This is a genomic window from Rhodospirillales bacterium RIFCSPLOWO2_02_FULL_58_16 (genome assembly GCA_001830425.1).
In the GTDB taxonomy this organism is placed as follows: domain Bacteria; phylum Pseudomonadota; class Alphaproteobacteria; order Rhodospirillales; family 2-02-FULL-58-16; genus 2-02-FULL-58-16.
Genome location: MIAA01000001.1, coordinates 77549 through 93551 on the forward strand (window position 1 = coordinate 77549; position 16003 = coordinate 93551).

At 58.2% G+C, this 16003-nt stretch carries 12 protein-coding genes and 2 pseudogenes (2 of these 14 cut by a window edge); 4 read left to right on the forward strand and 10 right to left on the reverse strand.

Annotated features, from left to right (window positions below; translation table 11 throughout):
- The 3 genes and pseudogenes from A3H92_13055 to A3H92_13065 all read right to left on the reverse strand — a co-directional run.
- Positions 1–183 (reverse strand): annotated as a pseudogene (locus A3H92_13055) (Holliday junction DNA helicase RuvA); it reaches 485 nt to the left of the window's first position.
- Positions 180–683: a crossover junction endodeoxyribonuclease RuvC gene (locus A3H92_13060; protein OHC76524.1), complete on the reverse strand. Its 504-nt coding sequence runs from the start codon at positions 681–683 to the stop codon at positions 180–182. The pseudogene A3H92_13055 and the gene A3H92_13060 overlap by 4 nt, the downstream one beginning before the upstream one ends.
- Positions 680–1429, reverse strand: coding sequence for a transcriptional regulator (locus A3H92_13065; GenBank protein OHC76525.1), 750 nt, complete (start codon positions 1427–1429; stop codon positions 680–682). The genes A3H92_13060 and A3H92_13065 overlap by 4 nt, the downstream gene beginning before the upstream one ends.
- 145 nt (positions 1430–1574) lie before the next feature.
- On the opposite strand from A3H92_13065, the gene A3H92_13070 reads away from it, so the two are divergent.
- The 3 genes from A3H92_13070 to A3H92_13080 all read left to right on the forward strand — a co-directional run bounded on the left by A3H92_13070 (position 1575) and on the right by A3H92_13080 (position 3498).
- Positions 1575–1991, forward strand: a complete 417-nt coding sequence (locus A3H92_13070) for a hypothetical protein (protein ID OHC76526.1) — start codon at positions 1575–1577, stop codon at positions 1989–1991.
- The gene (locus A3H92_13075) at positions 1988–2623 is read left to right on the forward strand and encodes a thiamine-phosphate diphosphorylase (GenBank protein ID OHC76527.1); all 636 of its coding nucleotides are present in this window, start codon (positions 1988–1990) and stop codon (positions 2621–2623) included. Before A3H92_13070 ends, A3H92_13075 begins: the two co-directional genes overlap by 4 nt.
- A 65-nt stretch (positions 2624–2688) precedes the next feature.
- Entirely contained in the window at positions 2689–3498 is an 810-nt protein-coding gene (locus A3H92_13080) for a hypothetical protein (protein ID OHC76528.1), read from the forward strand.
- Between the two features lie 1066 nt (positions 3499–4564).
- Here A3H92_13080 and A3H92_13085 read toward each other — a convergent pair.
- The 7 genes from A3H92_13085 to A3H92_13115 all read right to left on the reverse strand — a co-directional run bounded on the left by A3H92_13085 (position 4565) and on the right by A3H92_13115 (position 14377).
- Entirely contained in the window at positions 4565–6571 is a 2007-nt protein-coding gene (locus tag A3H92_13085; protein OHC76529.1) for a hypothetical protein, read from the reverse strand.
- Complete coding sequence (locus A3H92_13090; protein OHC76530.1) at positions 6555–7679, reverse strand: hypothetical protein; 1125 nt, start codon at positions 7677–7679, stop codon at positions 6555–6557. The genes A3H92_13085 and A3H92_13090 overlap by 17 nt, the downstream gene beginning before the upstream one ends.
- A gap of 19 nt (positions 7680–7698) precedes the next feature.
- A complete protein-coding gene (locus tag A3H92_13095) occupies positions 7699–8049 on the reverse strand; it encodes a hypothetical protein (protein ID OHC76531.1) in 351 nt (116 codons plus the stop codon).
- Between the two features lie 97 nt (positions 8050–8146).
- Positions 8147–9445, reverse strand: coding sequence for a hypothetical protein (locus A3H92_13100; protein ID OHC76532.1), 1299 nt, complete (start codon positions 9443–9445; stop codon positions 8147–8149).
- Complete coding sequence (locus A3H92_13105; protein OHC76533.1) at positions 9442–11127, reverse strand: hypothetical protein; 1686 nt, start codon at positions 11125–11127, stop codon at positions 9442–9444. Before A3H92_13105 ends, A3H92_13100 begins: the two co-directional genes overlap by 4 nt.
- 25 nt (positions 11128–11152) lie before the next feature.
- Positions 11153–12496, reverse strand: a complete 1344-nt coding sequence (locus tag A3H92_13110; protein OHC76534.1) for a hypothetical protein — start codon at positions 12494–12496, stop codon at positions 11153–11155.
- 123 nt (positions 12497–12619) lie between these two features.
- On the reverse strand, positions 12620–14377 hold the full coding sequence (locus tag A3H92_13115; GenBank protein ID OHC76535.1) for an acyl-CoA dehydrogenase: 1758 nt from the start codon (positions 14375–14377) through the stop codon (positions 12620–12622).
- Between the two features lie 607 nt (positions 14378–14984).
- Here A3H92_13115 and A3H92_13120 point away from each other — a divergent pair.
- A pseudogene (locus A3H92_13120) lies at positions 14985–16003 on the forward strand (hypothetical protein) (it continues 526 nt past the right edge of the window).

A 16003-nucleotide genomic window follows, 5' to 3' on the forward strand; every position in this document is an offset into this window, starting at 1 on the left:
GCCGTAGAGATGAATGTGATCCTCGCGCACATGGGTCTCGACGAACAAACTGACGGCGTCTCCGATAATGAGCCGTCCCAGGGTGCGGCTTGAACAGAAGACCAGATAGCCGACGCCGGAAACATCGACGACGGCCCAGCCCTCGCCCGAGGAATCAATAAAACCTGTCAGCTTGGCGATCATGAGCGGACCTCCGCCGGCGCGATGCGCCGGGCCGTCTCTCTGTAATGGGCATGGCAAATAGCCACGGCCAGAGCGTCGGCGGCGTCAGCGGAGGCGATATCGCAACCCGGCAACAAGATGCGCACCATCATCTGAATCTGTTCCTTGGCGGCGTGGCCGGCGCCGACCACCGCCTTCTTGATCCGGTTTGGAGTGTACTCGGCGACAAGAATACCGGCGTCGGCGGGAACCAGAATGGCTACGCCGCGAGCCTGTCCCAGTTTCAACGTCGAAGCCGGGTTGTTATTGACGAAGGTTTCCTCCACCGCCGCCTCGCAAGGGTTATAGGTTTCAATTACCCGCTCCAGGCCTTGTTTTATCTGCACCAGCCGCTCGGCCAGAGGCAGGGCGGCGCCGGTGCCGATAACGCCGTTGGCGACATGGCTTAACCGGTTGCCTTCGACGTCGATGACGCCCCAACCGGTATTGCCGAGACCGGGGTCGATGCCGAGAAATCTCATGAACTGAGCCGTTCCATTACCTCTTCGCTGACCTCGAAATTGGCGGCCACGCGCTGAACATCGTCGCTGTCTTCCAGCGTATCAAGCAGTTTGAACAGCGTTTCAGCGGCTTTTTCTTCCACCGGGACGACATTCAGCGGTTTCCAGTCCAGCCGCGCCGACTCGGCGGCGCCGAACTTTTTCTCCAGGGCGTCGCGGACGGCGCTGAAATCATCGGGAGCGCAGGTAATTTCATGGCCGGAACCCGTTGACGCGACATCTTCGGCTCCCGCCTCCAGCGCCGCCTCGAACATGCCGTTAGCGTCGGCCGTCGCCGCAGGATAGGCAATCAGGCCGATATGCTCGAACATAAAGGCGACGCTGCCGGCCTCGCCCATGTTGCCGCCGTGTTTGGCAAAGGCGGAACGGACCTCCGACGCCGTGCGGTTGCGATTGTCGGTCAACGCCTCGACGATGACGGCGACGCCGCCGGGGCCGTAACCCTCGTAGCGGACTTCATCGAAGTTAACGCCGTCATCGTCGCCGGCGCCGCGCTTGATGGCGCGATCCATGGTGTCCTTGGCCATATTGGCCGTCTTGGCCGCCGCGATTGCCGTACGCAGCCGTGGATTCATCTCGGGATCGGGAAGGCCGGATTTAGCGGCCGTCGTCAATTCGCGGATCAGTTTGGAGAAGACTTTAGCGCGCTTGGCGTCCTGGACGCCCTTGCGGTGCATGATATTCTTGAATTGGGAATGACCGGCCATGTTTTGCCACTCTTGCCTTTGTTTGAGAAGATAATGAGGCGCCTGCTGTATGGATATACCATATATAGCGGATGGACACACTATTTCCCTACATACATCTTAGTTATTAATATGGCAATATTGGGGCGGAAGGAAAAGACAGGAAATGAACTGCCGCGCCATCATTATTCACAACCTTGAGCATGCCAGGGCGGCAATGGCGGTCGCCGAAAAGCTGGGGGTAGCCCTGACCTTGAGAAGCGCCCCGAACGCCGCCGCTTATCTGGGCGCCGCCGTTTTCCGTCGCATTATCGACGAGGCGGCGCGAACCTGCCCGGATGTTGCGTTCACTGCGGTGCTTGATTGCGGCAAGGCTCCCGGTCAGGCGCTGTATGCTCTGCGCTGCGGAATCAAAGGAATCAGCGTCGATGCGCCGGCGGAAGTTCTGAAGAAGATCGCCGACATCGCCGCACGAACGGGGGCCTTCATTGATAACGGCGAGGAAGAAGCTCTTGACCTTTTGCTTGAAGATGACGCCGTTATGGCTTGCCGGGAGTGGCTCAAAAACGGACAACGGAAATGAATGCGCACGACTGCCGCCTTTATCTGATCACCCCGCCCATGTTTGAGCCGGACTCCTTCGCCGACATCATGGCGGCGGCGTTGGCGGGCGGAGACGTGGCGGCGGTGCAGCTTCGCCTGAAGGACGCAGACGACGATGCCGTGCGCCGCGCCGCGAATATTTTGCGTCCGCTTGTCCAAAAACGCGGCGTCGCCTTTATTCTCAATGACCGACCCGATCTTGCCGCCGAACTGGCCTGCGACGGCGTCCACATCGGCCAAGAGGACGCGTCCTATAACGAGGCGCGACTCGCCGTCGGCCGCAACGCCATCGTCGGCGTTACCTGTCATGATTCGCGCCATCTGGCCATGGAAGCCGCCGAGAAGGGCGCCGACTATGTGGCCTTCGGAGCCTTCTTCACGACCGACACCAAACAACCCAAGACCCGCGTCACGCCGGAAATTCTTGAAATCTGGAGCGAAACGACAACCGTGCCGGCAGTCGCCGTCGGCGGCATTGCCGTCGATAACTGCGCGCCGCTGATAAAAGCCGGCGCCGACTTTCTGGCCGTCTCATCGGGGGTGTGGAACTATAAGGGAGGTCCGGCGGCGGCCGTCGCGGCCTTTAACGCGGCGATCGCCGGCGCCGAGTGAATAGTTGCTTTCAACTATGCGCCCCTATTGATATGTTCCTATGAACCCTGGGGGAGGGGGATTTTGTGACGAGAAAGAAAACCGACTTCGATAATCGCATAATCGACCTTCACAAGTCCGCCGGGCGCATAACCGAAGGGCTGAAGGACGTTCTTGTCGCGCTGGACGGCATCGCCGACGGGAATGCCGACTTCCTCGACAATCAGAACAAATCCGGCAAGGAGAGAATCTATGCCGGCGCTATTTTTGACGCCGTCAACGTCATCCGCAGCCAGATCGAGGAAATATCCAAAATCAGCGGCGAATTTGCCGATCACATCTACCGCCACGGCAACGAGATCGTCGAGCTGAACAAGCAACTTGAGGAGACCAAGAAGGAAGCCATGCTTGATCCGCTGACCGGGGTCGCCAATCGACGCAGGTTCGAGCAGGTTCTGGAATCCTTCATGAAAGAGAGCGAAAAGCTGAAAGGCCAACTGGCGGTGCTGATGAGCGATGTTGACGATTTCAAGATAGTCAACGACAAGCTGGGCCATCAAGCCGGCGATCAGATATTGAAGCTGGTCGCCAGGGCCTTCATCTATAACCTGAAAAACAGCGATTTCGTCGGGCGCTGGGGCGGCGACGAGTTCACCGCCATTCTTCCCGGCACATCCCACAAGAACGCCGCCGTCGTCGGCGAAAGAATCCGCGCCATGCTGGCCAAGAAGAGCATCCAGGATACATCGTCCGGCGAAACCCTGGGCAAAATAACCTTGTCCATCGGCCTCGCTTCCCTGCATGACGGCGATACCGCCAAGACTATAATCGCCCGCGCCGACGAGGCCATGTACAAGGCCAAGCACAACGGAAAGAATAAAGTCATCGCCGATTAGCGAAATCTTAAAGCCTGCGGGCCTACACTCTGGTTGTTAGGAAACAGGAGGTTGGCGATGACAGGCCGTCCCTGCCCCGATTGCGGAAGCGGTTGGCGATATGCCGATGAGCTTCAAGGCTCCAATACGGCGAGAGGGCTGGTCCTCTGCCCGACATGCCGGGGAAGAGGAAACATTCACGATCCGACGGCGCAGTTGGAAACACACACTCTTCACGAATACGTCACCCCGGCGTCGCCCGAAAAGATCAGGGTCCAGACTCACTAAAAACAAAATTTTTCCCTCATTTTTATCCTGTGCATCCCGCTTATCCATGTGGATACAAACGCTTCGCGGTGAAACCTACTGTGATCTCTGTGTGATACCAGCGGCAATAATTATTGACCCATAGCGGCCTCGGCACTTTCCCCTCCTTACCAAGGAGGGGCCAGGGGAGGTTACTCTTACCCCCTCCTGACCTCCCCCTTGAAGCAAGGGGGAGGAATTTTTCTCTACCCACTGACGATGAGTCACTCTTTAAAGCCGCTGGTATGATTCATAAAACGGTGCTTCTTTTAGTCAATGCGCCGGGTGTTGTCGGCCTCTGTGCCTCTGCGCCTCTGTGTTTAATCCGGTTTATTCATGGCGCGCTATGGCAAGATATTAATCCTTGCATTTGGTAACCTCGTTGGTTATATTCACTATATGTTCCCTGCTGCGGGCTTGCGGGGGGCAGGCGCAGGTGTTGGGCATTGTAAATATGTGATGGTCTTGGCGGGGGATTTGAACCGCCGGAACAACCTCCTCTTGCCCCTCCCTTGGTAGGGAGGGAGAAAAATTCCTCCCTCTTAAGAAGGGGGAGGCCAGGAGGGGGTGGCTTTGTTTGATATCAAGAGCTTAGGGAGCAAAATGACGACAAATGACGACATTTTACGATGTTTTTAGTGGTGGTTTTGTTTGATATCAATGACTTAAGGCCGATTCACCATGGTTAATTCGTCATCTAACGTGGTTAAAACGTCATTTAACTTGGTTAATTCGTCATCAAACCGCATCCGACCGCATTTAACAGACGCCCGGATCGGCATCAGAAATTGCCGTCTTGCGGACGCCACCGATAATCCTCGGCGGCCTTGACGCTCTGCTCAAACGAGTCCCCGTCAACGATATCGTTGAACCAGCCCAGCCATTTATCCGCATTGCGCGATGATGTTTGGTTCGGCTGATCCATATCCTCGCATAAATAGGTGATCCGCCAGTAATAACGGCATACCGCCTCGAACAAGCGTATGCGGGAAACGGCGGGGTGGTTTTTTGATCCGAAGTACTCCGCCAGATAGGCGCTGCGGACGTCGCCCTTCATCCCCACCTGGGAGGACAACATCGCCACTTCCCAATGAGGGTCTCCCATCGCCGAACATTCCCAATCAAGAAGAACGAGGCCGTCGCCGTCGGCTACGAAGTTACGGGACAGGGGATCGTTATGAGCGGGGCAGGCCGGAACGCCGTTGGCGGCCAGAATTTTCCTTATGCGCCTTATCAGCCGATTGGATTTGTCCTGCTCCATGAATCGCCCGGATTCTGCCTTGGTCAGTCGATTCATTTTCTGTTCAATCTTGGTAAAAATGTCATAGCTGCCCCGGAAGGGGGGAAGCGCATGAATTTTGCGGAACAGCCGGGCGGCGGCTACGGCGTTTTCCATTTGCCGCATGGATTTAGCAGTCATCGGCTTGCCGTCCATGAATCGTGACAACATGGTTCCGTCAAGGCTGTCGGCGAAATAAAGGGGCGGCGCCGCCCCCGTCCCGGCGGCGACCGTCATGTTGGCGATTTCTCTGGCGTGGTCTTTAGGGCCTGGCTGCGGAAAACGGCCCAGTCGCAGAACAAGGTCTTGCTCCGGAGAGAAAATCCGAAACACCTTGTTGCGCGTGCCGCCCGTCAACTCTTCCGTTTTAACGGCAGTCCGGTTTATCGCCCCCAGATAGGGAGATACTATATCCAGCGTTTCGGCGAGTTTCCGGTTTTCATTAAGGAGACGGGCTTGAGGATGGTCGGTCGGCGCGGCGGCGACGTGTAAAATCATATCGGCGAGTAAACGCGCCGTCTCCCCGGCGGCGGCGCCATACCGTCGGCGCAGAGGGTAAAGGCGGGAATGCCAAACGGCGCCGTCGGCCCGGTCTCCCCACCACCATGGCGCCGATTCAGGCAATAAAAGAACGACCGGCATTCCGGCGGCGCCTGCAAGAAGCGCCGCCGCCGGATCATCGGTCGCCACCATGTCCGTTTTCAGGAAAGCACGAAGCGTCCCGTCAATGTCGCCGTCGCCGTCAATTTGCGTTGTGACGTCGCCGAGCAGGATTTCAAGTTCGGACATAACCTCGTCGTTCAGGATGGCGTCGGGACCGCTTCTGTTAAAGACGCCGATCATGCCGATGGCGAGCGGGTCGTCGCTTGTATCATCTGTGGCGCCGTCAGTCAGCCAATGCGGCAAAAAGCCGGGATCGCGGCCCGACAGCAGCGGCAGTTCAGCCAGCGCCGCGCAGGCGAAAATGTCGCCTTTTTTCAGGCGCGCCGCCGTTTGTCCGGAATCTGCTTCCAGGATTTCAACGTTTCGCAGTTTGCCGGCGACCAACCCGGCCAGGGATGACGGGCATTCACTGACCATTTTGTATCCGTGGTTTGCAAAACGGGCGACAAAGCCCAGCCCGATAATGGTCAGCTCGATGGGATCGTCCGGCCGGTGGTAGGCCAACAGGCATCCGTTGTTGAAGGGCGTTCCATCCCATTTCGGCAGGGAAGGGTCAAAAGGGTTTTCGGGCCGGCTGATAAAGCGGCGGCCTTCGTCCCAATGTTCCTTGCGCAGCAATGCTTCCGCCAGTCCTCGGCGGATAGTGACGGAGTGGGGATAGCGATCCAATGCCCGCCGATGCCATGGGATAGAGGCCGCATGTTGCCCGTCAAGGGTCAAGGTCTCGGCCAGACCCTGCATGGCGAGTCCGTCATGTGGATCGGTGCGGATCAGTTTCTGAAAATAGGCGATGGCGGCTGAACGGCTGTCCGCCCTTGTTTCGGTATGCTCAAGGTAGTTTGTCAACGAAGAACCAACCCGCCAGAAAACCGATGACGCCCGCCAGCAATGTAACTCCGATGAATGCCAGAGCCAAAGTGTAATATCGGACTTTTTGCGATGCGCCGTCGTCGGCAATTGCTTTGGGCCGTATCATGCCGAGGGCGTTCTCATCCACTCCGGGGATATTGATGTTTCTGGAAAGCAGGCCCAGGGCGTCCGCTTTTATATGCCATCGGGCCAGTTTTTCGGCGGCGGCATTTATGACCAAGGCGTCCGGTCGGCCATTTTGCCCGAAACAGCGAAAGCGGCTTCGTTCTTTTGCGTGTTCATCCGTTCCGGCGGAGCCTTCCGCCGGGATAATGCGTCCGGCAACGTCCAGATAGGCGCGGCCGGGCGCCGAGTCCGGCGCCAGCACGCAGGCCGGAACCCCTTTCGAGGCGGCGGAAGTGAACAGTTCGGTGTTTAACGGTATTCCCTCCGGATGCACCAGATCGCCGAACTCCGCCTTCATCGCCGAGAGAATGTCCGCGTCACAAGCCGTGGTGACGGCATCTGCGTCTTCCTTTGATTCCCCGCCGTGAAGGAAGTTGGGCAGCACCCCTATCACGCGGAGGCTATGGTTCATCGTTGTGCGCATCCTTGAAATTATCGTCCATGTGCGCAAGAGGCCGTCGTGAGCGAAAGGGGTCGGCGGAGACGGCACCAGCACGGCGTGGGCGGAAACAAGGGCGTTGATGGTCATCACGCCGAAGGACGGCGGGCAATCCATGACGACGATATCGATGGTGTCCTTATGGGCCGAAACGACTTGGCGGATTAAATCGTGACGGCGGTCGGCCTTTGAAAGCTCAATGTCCACCGCCGCCAGATTGTTGGTGGCGCCGATCAGGGTAAGGCCTTCCATAAAGGTTGAAAGCCTGACCTCTTCGAGCGTGGCGTTGCCGGTGATTATATCGAAGGTGCCGCGCGGCGGAAGTTCCGACATTCCAAGACCGGTGGTGGCGTTGCCCTGGGCGTCGAGGTCGATCAGCAGCACCTTTTGTCCCATGGCCGCGAAGCAGGCCGCCAGATTGACGGCGGTCGTCGTTTTTCCAACTCCACCCTTGGCGTTGAAAACGGCCAGGATATCCATTTAAGTAAGGAGGTCCTGATTAATCAAGGTAGTCAAGAAAGAACTGTTTCAGTCTGGGTTGCGGCGTAAATTTAACCGCCAAAAAGTCGTCCTTGGCCCTGACCACGGTGGCGAACCCTTCAGTTTTTACGTCCTTGCCGTCCTTGGCGCCGAAGAATTTGAACTCCAGGTACTGATTTCCATGAAGCTTTCCGTCGTAACCCTTTATGCAGAAACCGCCCATGCTGAAGTCCAGGACATTAAAGGTCTTGCTTGACGGCAAGATCGCGACTTTCTCTCCCTTGCCCTCGATGCGGTCATGCTCGCGCACCGGCTTGGAGTCGGCGCTCGGCTTCTTGTCCGGGTCGGGAGTTTTGGAGAAAAAGGCCATGGGTTAAAACCAAATCAACTAAAGAAACAACGCTGTCCCGATATAATGACACAAACCTTAAGAAAATCACAAAAGCTATTTCGATTCCTTGATTTAATTAACGCTCGCGCAGGGCGGCGCCGGCGGAGCGGATATACGGGTCCAGCAGGTATTCAAGAACCGTCCGCGTTCCGGTCTGGATATCGCATTGCACCTGCATGCCGGGGACAAGATCGTACCTCAGTCCGCCTCGTTCAAAGTGGTCCTGTTCGGTATTGATGCTGACCTTGTAATAGGGGGCGCCCTGCTCCGAGATCATGGTGTCGGGGCTTACATGGATGACCTCGCTTTCGATGGCGCCGAAACGCACCGCGTCCGCCGAGGCCAGCCGTATTTTGGCTTTCTGTCCCTTGCGCACGAAGCCGACATCGCCGGTGGGGAGCTTGGCCTCAATGATCAGACGGTCGCCGGCGGGCACGATATCGACAACCGTCTGCCCGGCCTGGATCACGCCGCCCCGGGTGGTCACATAAAGGGTCTTTATTATTCCGTCAGCGGGGGCGCGCAGAATCGTCCGCTTCAAGCTGTCTTCAAATTTGCGCAAACGCTGCGTGAGTTCCTCAAAACTTTGTTGAGCGTTCCCCAGATCGATCCGCGCCTCTTCCTGGAAGCCGTTCATGATCGCTTCCAGCCGGGCCTGGGCTTGTTTCTGCGCCGCCCGGGCCTGGGGCAGGAGAGCGTTGTCGGAATCGATATCGCGTTGCAGATTCGATACTTCCTTCATCTGTTCGAGATGGCGCATGCGATTGGCGAGGTCCATCTTGAGGAGCTTCTCGGTGATGGCGACTTGTTCCTTCATCAGCTCAAGAGAATGTTCGTTATTGCGGATACGGGACTGGACGCCCTTGATTTCCTGTTCCCGTTGCGTAATCAGTTGCCGTTGTTCGTCTATCTGGTTGTTCACCCGTCTTTGACGGGCGTGGAACAGCTCAATGGCGCTGTTGACCAGAGCGGGGTTGTCCTTAACAAGGTCAGGGGGGAAGTCAGGCTTGTCTTTTTCTGCCGTTTCGGCTTCCAGCCGCCCGATTTTTACCCTCAGCGAGGACAGGCTGATTTTCAGTTCCTCGACCTGGGTGTCGCTGGTGGTGGGTTGCAGTTCAATCAGGGGCTGACCGCTTGAAACCCGATCTCCCTCGCGGACCAGGATATCGCGGACGATCCCGCCCTCCAGGTGTTGTATGCTCTTGACCTTGCTTAGCGGGACCACTTCGCCGGTGACGCTGCTGACCACGTCCAGTTCTCCCAGCGTCGCCCAGATAAAGAAAGCCGTAACCAGGGCTACGCACGATAACAAAAGCAGATGGGTGCCGTAGCGGCGCCGGGGAACAGACTCCGTTTGATCCGTTTCAGCGTTCATGTCTTTCCACGCTCCTCGGATTGTTCGCCGCCGGCGGGAACGGCGATGATTCTGGGCGCCGGCTTGACATTGAGGTCCAGGACAAGACGCGCTCCACGAAGGATGCGCTGATCGGAAGTAGCGATGATCATAGTGCGCCCCCGCGAAGACAGGGCCTTCATCGCCGTGAAGACGGCGGCGCAGCCGTCGTCGTCCAGGCTTTCCGTGGGTTCGTCGAAAATCGCCAGCATGCCGTCGGTAGCCATGGCGCGGGCCAGGGCCATCCGCCGCCGGATGCCTCGCGCCATGGCGTCCCCGTTATCGACTATTTCCGTCTCAAGGCCCTTCGGGCTTTCATCGATGAATCGTCCCATGTCCGCTTCCCGGATAATGCGGTTGACGGCGTCTTCATCCAGCTTCGGATTGGCGGTCAGGAGATTCTCGCGAATGGAGCCGTCGAGGAAGTTCGGCTCCTGGGGAAGGTACATGATCTGGCGTCGCCACCATGAGGGCGCCGTCTGGCGAAGATCAACGCCGTCAATGAGAAGCTGCCCTCGCGTCGGTTCGAGCAGGCCGACCAACAAACGACAGAAAGTGGTCTTGCCGCATCCGTTACGGCCCGTCACCACGAGAACCGCTCCCGGCGCTATTTTCAGGGTCAGGGATTCGAATAACGGAGACGCCGTCTTGGGGAAAGAAAATCCGAAGTCCTTGAACTCGATTGCTCCGGCGTAGCGGGAAAGGGCCGTCCCGCCGTCATTTTCCACGGGGAGGGTGGTCAGGCTTTGCGCCTGTTTCAAGGCTTGCGAAGCCTTGGTCATGGCTTCGCTGAGATTGGCGAGCTTGATGATCGGGCCGAGCGCCCGAGACGCCATGATATTGGCTCCGATCAGGATGCCCACGTCCAGCTTGCCCGCCACCACCAGCATCGCGCCGACGGCGATAACGGCCACGCCCATAAGAGCCTGGGCGCTTTGGGAAACAGACTGTGACTGTCCCTGGCTGTTGCCGATGCTGCTTCTCAGGGTTTGCGCCCTGCGAATGTAGGAGCGCCATGCCGGCATGATCAGGTCGGCGCCGTTGAAGGCGCGTATCGTATCCGCCGCTCGACCGGACGTGGCGATCAGCGTATTACCGGCGGCGGCCGTCTCCATTAATTGGCGCGTCGGCGCTTCGATTAACCGCCGGCTGACGACGCTGTAGACAAAGACGGCAATGATGAACAGGGACGCGACGCCGCCCAGCGTCGGGCTGAGCAACGCCAAAGACAGCAGGAACAGCAAAGCAAAAGGCACGTCGAGAACGGCGCTGATGTTGGCGGCGTTGTAAGCCGTTTCGATGCTGTCCAGGCTACGCAGGGTTTCACGGCGCCGGCCGGCGGGGAATTGACTCAGCGCGCTGGTTTTCGCCGTAACCATGATGCCGAAGGCGCCGATTGAGCGCTGTTCGTCGGTTTCTCCCATATTTTCGGCGACGAGCATCATTCGCGCCTTGCGGAATATATATTCAAGGGCGATGGCTCCGACGACGCCCAAGGTCAGGGTGGCCAGGGTGGAATCCACGCCGTAGCTTACATAGCGGTTAAGGACCTGAATGACGAACAAGGGGGAGGCGAGAGCCAGAAGGTTGGCGAACAAGGACGCCAGAACCAGTTCAACGGTTATCCAGGGCTTGGCGGAAAAGCGGCGGATCAATTCATTCATGATATGCTTGCCCCGCCGTTTTTTATTATTCCTGCCTGCTTTCCGGCGCGTCGGCGGGAGGCTCTCCGATATGGAGAAATGCGTAGTCCAGTTTTCCGGTTACATTAAGAAGGGTGAAAGCGGCGATGATGACGTCGGCTTCCGCCGAGACTGCGTCGCTTTGGGCGTTTATCAGGCTTGTCTCGCCGGAAAGGACATCAATCAGGGAGCGCTGGCCGAGTTCCCGTTCCTTGCGCGCCAGGTCCAGAAAGGCCGCCGAGATGCCGGCCTGGGTGAGCAGGGATTTGGAAGTTCTTTCCGCTATGTGAAGGCTGGACCAGGCGTTGCGGACTTCCTCTTCGATAGTGCGGCGCATGGCGTCGGTCGTTTGTTTTGCCTTGAGCAGGTCGTTTTTCGCCGCCTCAACGGCGTCAAGCCCGGTCAACCCCAAATTGAAAGGAATGCTCATTTCGACCTTGGCCAGCGTTTCGCCTTTATACTGGACGGTGCCGGCGACATTTTCCTTCCATTTGCGTTCAACAGTGCCTTCGACCTTGGGAAAGAACTTGGTCCCGCGCACTTCGGAGATGCTGTACGCGGCTATTTCCTCATCAAAACGCGAGGTCTTCAGTCGCGTATTGTTGCTTATTGCCGTTTCCAAAGCTTCGTCCAGACCGTCAGGCAGGCTTGCGGCGGGGACGGCGACGCGCTCCATATCCGGAATATTTTCGGGCGCGACGTTGAACACCGATTGAAAGCGGTTCATTGCCGATATTTTTCTGCCCTCGTTCTGAATTCTCCTTGCCTCGGCGCCGGCCAACTGGGTTTTCGCCTGAAGGACGTCGGTGGAAAGGCCGGAGCCGCTTTCCACCAGCGCCTTTTCAAGGCCGGTCTGGCGGCTGATGTTTTCTTCCGATTGGATGGAAAAGTTGAGAACGTCCACGCTGCGAAGAAGGTTCACATAGGCGGAGATTGCTTCCATGATCATGTCCCGCCTTGCCGTTTCCAGGGATACCGTCGATTTCAGGACGGTCAGCCGGGCTTTGTCCACCAGCGCGTTGGTCTTGCCGAAATCCCACAGAAGCTGGGTCAGTTTAAGGTCAAATTCCTTGAAGGGCATTGACGAATCAAGGGCCAGGGGCTTGTTCTGTTTCTCCCAGCCGTAGTTGGCGGTGGGGGTGAGGGTGGGGAACCATGTCCCCAAGGTTTCCCAGGCGCGGCGCTGGGAAGCGATGACGTCCGATTTTGCCGCCAGAACGCGATCATGGCTCTCGATGGCCTTTTCCAGCAGATTTGCCAGACTTTCGGCGTGCAGCGGCCCCGCAGGAAAAAAGACGCCGAGGCAAATCAGTCCCGCACAGAGCATATTAATTGTAGGCGCGTGAAGCATGAAGTTGAGCGTCCCCCCGGAATCAGGCTCGGTTTCACCGGAGACTAAACTATTAGCATCATTGAAGTGACTCTAAAATCTGCTTTTTTTGGGATAATTTTCCGCCCGGAGCGGAGGCGCTTTCTAAAGGTGTTCTTTTCTTGCGGCGGTGATCGCGGCGGCGCCGTTGATAAATATATCCGCCAGGGCGTCGCTTTGCGCCATAACCTGATCAGCGAAAAAGCGGGCGCTGATGATCTTGGCGTTCAGGAAGACGGGATCGCCGCCACCGGCGTCCAGCTTTGACTGCGCGACATGGGCGGCCTGCGCCATCAGCCGGCCGGCGGAGACATTACCGAAAAGGCGCAGGTAATGAACGGCGCCGGCGGCTACCGTCTCCCGGTCTTTTGCATAAGCGCCGACCAGCCGATCAGTGGCTCGGGCAAGGGCGTTAACGCCGTCGTTCAGGCGGTTCCTGATCGCTTCGTCTTTCAGTTCGCCGACCGTCTCGCGCATCATGGCGATAAAGGAATAGGCCGCTGCGCCGCCGTCACGCGCCACCTTGCGCCCGGCCAGGTCGGCGGCCTGGATGCCGTTGGTTCCTTCATAGATGGAGGTGACGCGAACGTCGCGGAAATACTGGGCGGCCCCGGTTTCCTCGATATAGCCGCCGCCGCCGTGAACCTGGATGCCGGTATCGGCGACCCGGATGCCGGCATCGGCGCACCATGCCTTGACTACCGGAATCAGAAGATCGACCAGAGTCTGCCAATAGCGGCGTCGGGCCTGATCGGGGTGGCGCCTGGCCTTGTCCAGCGCGGCGGCGGCGAAATAGGCCAACGCCCGCGCCGCCTCGGTTTCGGCCTTCATCGACAGCAACATGCGTTTGACATCGGGGTGTCCGGCGATAGTCGCGCCGTCGCTTCCCATGACGCGCCCCTGCACCCTTTCAAAGGCGTAGGCGCGGGCTTGTTGATAGGCGCGTTCGGCGATGGCGACGCCTTCCAGGCCGACGGCCAGCCGGGCGTTGTTCATCATCGTGAACATGTATTCGAGGCCTCGGTTCTCCTCGCCGATCAGGTAGGCGAAAGCGCCGTCATACGACATGACGGCGGTGGGGGAGGCGTGAAGTCCCATCTTGTGTTCAAGGGACAGGCAGCGGACGGCGTTGCGCGTTCCGAGAGAGCCGTCCTTGTTGACCATGAATTTGGGAACGACGAACAGCGACAATCCCTTGATTCCTTCGGCGGCTCCGGCGAGCCGCGCCAGAACCATATGGACGATGTTTTCGCCGAAGTCGTGATCGCCGTAGGAAATAAAAATCTTCTGCCCGGTGATTTTATAATGATCGCCTTCGACCGTCGCCTTGCAGCGAATCGCCGCCAAGTCGGAACCGGCCTGCGGCTCGGTCAGATTCATCGCGCCCGTCCATTCGCCCGCCACCAGCCGGGGCAGGAACATGGACTTTAATTCGGCGCTCGCATGCGCCGTCAGCAGTTCGATGGCGCTTTGGGTGAGCAGCGGACACAGCGCCAGCGACATATTGGCGGCGTTCCAGATTTCCGAGATTGCCGCCGACGCCAGCCACGGCAACCCCTGGCCTCCGTACTCGGCGTCAAAGGGGACGCCGTTCCATCCGCCCCGGACAAAATCGGCGTAGGCTTCCTTGAAGCCTTTGGGGGTTCTGACCTCGCCGTCCTCAAGAACGCAGCCCGCCCGGTCTCCGCTTCGGTTCAGCGGCGCAAAGACATCGGCGGCGAACTTTCCGGCTTCCTCCAGAATGGCGTCCACAAGGTCGGGCGTCGCCTCGCCGAGTCCGGGCAGGGAGTTGAGCGAAGCGAGGTCCGCCACCTCGTTGATGACGAAACGCATCTCGGCCAGGGGAGCCTTGTAATCACTCATGGGTTCGCTCTCAAGGGCCGCCGATAATTAGTTTTCCCGGTGGTGCGACCCGAATGGATGGTTCCCATCAGTTTGGATCGGTTATCCCCTTCTTTCAATACTTTGGTGGGATGATGCCCTAGGAAATATCAGGACATTCCCCAAAAACTGAAGCCCAAAACATTCAAGTCATTGAAGTGATTCCGGAATCTGTCTTTTTGAAGTGAAACGATGATTTTTCGGGGAGACTCTCCCGCCCACCCGTCTTTGCGAGGAGCGGAGCGACGAAGCAATCCGGTCTACGCCGCCGCCATCCGGATTGCCTCCCGCGTCCTGCGTCGCTGGTGCTCGCGGTCGCAATGACGGTAATGAAACGGCTTGCCTTTCATCATGTTTTCGCGTCTTAGCGTCTTCGCGTGAAACATGGTCTGTTCACGCGAAGACGCAAAGGCGCGAAGTCATTTCGGTCGCCGTCAAGTCCGCGCCGGGCCGAGCCTTGCCATCTTTGCGAGGAGCGGAGCGACGAAGCAATCCGGTCTATGCCGCCGCCATCTGGATTGCTTCCCGCGTCGCTGACGCTCGCGGTCGCAATGACGGCAAGGCGGATGCAGCTTAATCCTCGACTTTTTTGTCGAATTTTTTGGGGAAGGTTCTGAAGAAATATCTATTGATTTGTTTTTTATATATGATACCCTTTTTACACGATGGAGCATCCGTGGTCTTGGGGGGCAAGGTGGCTAATCAAGTGGCCATACTTCATGGGTGGAGCGACACGTCGGCGTCGTTCAAGTCGCTCGTCGCATTTCTGAAAAGCAATGGCTTTCAGGCGGTTCCTCTGTGGCTGGGTGATTACGTCTCAATGGACGATGACGTCAGGATCGAGGACGTAGTAAAGCGTATGGAGGAGGTCGTCAACGAAAAGGTAGCCGCCGAAGAGTTGACGGTTCCGTTCGATCTCATCGTCCACAGCACCGGTGGGTTGGTTGCCCGGCGGTGGCTCGCAGATTGCTACGCATCCAAGAAACGCCATTGTCCGGTGACCCGGATGGTGATGCTGGCCCCGGCCAATTTCGGGTCCCGTCTGGCGGCAACGGGCAAGTCCATGCTTGGCCGTATCTTCAAGGGCTACAACAACTTCTTTCAGACCGGCACGGAGATGCTCAACGCCCTGGAACTGGCCTCGCCGTTCCAGTGGGATCTTGCGCGGCGCGACCTATTTGTTCCCGAAGGAATAGATACGGCGCCCGCCGTCTACGGAATAAACAAAGGACAGGTCATGCCCTTTGTTATAATAGGCACCCATCCCTATCCTTCGGGACCACGCCAGATCGTCAACGAGAACGGCTCGGATGGCACCGTCCGGGTGGCTGCCGGCAATCTGAACGCCCACGGCATGACGGTCGATTTCTCAGCCGATAATGACCAGCCGGTGGTGACGGCGTGGGACCGTCGGCACGGCGACCTCGCCATCCCGTTTGCCGTGCTGCCGAACCGTGACCACACGACGGTGACCCTGCCCGATGATCCGGGAGTTAAGGCCATCCCCGAGGTGCAGCAAATGTTGGGCCGGTTGATGCTCCAGGCACTTTCGTGCCGGGAAGGGGACTACGCCGCCGTCACCGGAGAATGGGAGGCATTGAGCGAGGA

What these genes read in the sequence shown, in the direction of transcription:
- A3H92_13060 (OHC76524.1), bottom strand. Translation starts at nt 683, where the DNA reads ATGAGATTTCTCGGCATCGACCCCGGTCTCGGCAATACCGGTTGGGGC.
- A3H92_13065 (OHC76525.1), bottom strand. Translation starts at nt 1,429, where the DNA reads ATGGCCGGTCATTCCCAATTCAAGAATATCATGCACCGCAAGGGCGTC.
- A3H92_13070 (OHC76526.1), top strand. Translation starts at nt 1,575, where the DNA reads ATGAACTGCCGCGCCATCATTATTCACAACCTTGAGCATGCCAGGGCG.
- A3H92_13075 (OHC76527.1), top strand. Translation starts at nt 1,988, where the DNA reads ATGAATGCGCACGACTGCCGCCTTTATCTGATCACCCCGCCCATGTTT.
- A3H92_13090 (OHC76530.1), bottom strand. Translation starts at nt 7,679, where the DNA reads ATGGATATCCTGGCCGTTTTCAACGCCAAGGGTGGAGTTGGAAAAACG.
- A3H92_13095 (OHC76531.1), bottom strand. Translation starts at nt 8,049, where the DNA reads ATGGCCTTTTTCTCCAAAACTCCCGACCCGGACAAGAAGCCGAGCGCC.
- A3H92_13100 (OHC76532.1), bottom strand. Translation starts at nt 9,445, where the DNA reads ATGAACGCTGAAACGGATCAAACGGAGTCTGTTCCCCGGCGCCGCTAC.
- A3H92_13105 (OHC76533.1), bottom strand. Translation starts at nt 11,127, where the DNA reads ATGAATGAATTGATCCGCCGCTTTTCCGCCAAGCCCTGGATAACCGTT.
- A3H92_13110 (OHC76534.1), bottom strand. Translation starts at nt 12,496, where the DNA reads ATGCTTCACGCGCCTACAATTAATATGCTCTGTGCGGGACTGATTTGC.
- A3H92_13115 (OHC76535.1), bottom strand. Translation starts at nt 14,377, where the DNA reads ATGAGTGATTACAAGGCTCCCCTGGCCGAGATGCGTTTCGTCATCAAC.